The sequence below is a fragment of the Mesorhizobium sp. LSJC285A00 genome (genome assembly GCF_000503155.1).
Classification (GTDB): domain Bacteria; phylum Pseudomonadota; class Alphaproteobacteria; order Rhizobiales; family Rhizobiaceae; genus Mesorhizobium.
Map to the genome: position 1 here is coordinate 1 of NZ_AYVK01000111.1, position 755 is coordinate 755.

Genomic DNA, 755 nt, shown 5'->3' on the forward strand with positions numbered 1-755 from the left:
CAAGGCGTCCGTCAGCGTCTCGCCATCCGGCAGCAGCGCCATGCCGGCGCGCATGGCGCCATAGATCTCAAGCGGTGCGAGCAGCGGCAGCGAGGGCGCAAGCCGCTCGAACAGCTCGACGCGAGCCTCGCCCAGCCTCGCTGCCAGTTCGGCATCGCCGGGAAGGCCGTCGAAGAAGCCGTCGAGCAACAGGCGAACGACTTGCGCATAGCGCCAGCGTCCCGCCAATTCCGGCAGCGAATGACCGCGGATCGTCAGGCGGCCGCCAAGGCCATCGACATCGGAGAGCACGGTCTCCGCCGCCACCACATCATCGAGCCCGTTCGCCATATCTCATCTCCTTGCAGCTTTTCTGCATGGGAGATAAGGGTTGGGCTGCGCCTCGATCAATCTTGATCAATATAATCAATATGTGAGCTAAAAATGTCCGAATGGCTGTCGCGGGAAGAGGCGCTGGAAAGGCTCAAGGTCCGGCCGCAGACGCTCTACGCCTATGTCAGCCGTGGCCGCATCGGCATGCGGCCGGATGAGAGCGACCCGCGCCGCAGCCAGTACCGCGCCGACGACATCGCGGCATTGGCGACCCGCCGGGCGCGGGGCCGCAGTCCCTCGGCCATCGCCGCGAGCGCGATCGCCTGGGGCGAACCCTCGATTGTCACCGCGATTTCGACTGTGCTGCACGGTCGACTGATCTACCGAGGGCAAGACGCCGTTGCGCTCTCCAAATCGGCGACGCTGGAGGAAACCGCCGCTCT

Annotated in this window: 1 protein-coding gene and 1 pseudogene; one reads left to right on the forward strand and one right to left on the reverse strand. The window is 65.3% G+C overall.

What is annotated here, in order from left to right:
• On the reverse strand, positions 1-330 hold a 330-nt coding region (locus tag X726_RS0137185), incomplete at its 3' end, for a citrate/2-methylcitrate synthase (RefSeq protein ID WP_031215665.1).
• A 93-nt stretch (positions 331-423) separates the two neighbouring features.
• Here X726_RS0137185 and X726_RS0137190 point away from each other — a divergent pair.
• A pseudogene (locus tag X726_RS0137190) lies at positions 424-755 on the forward strand (citrate synthase); the annotation flags it as partial.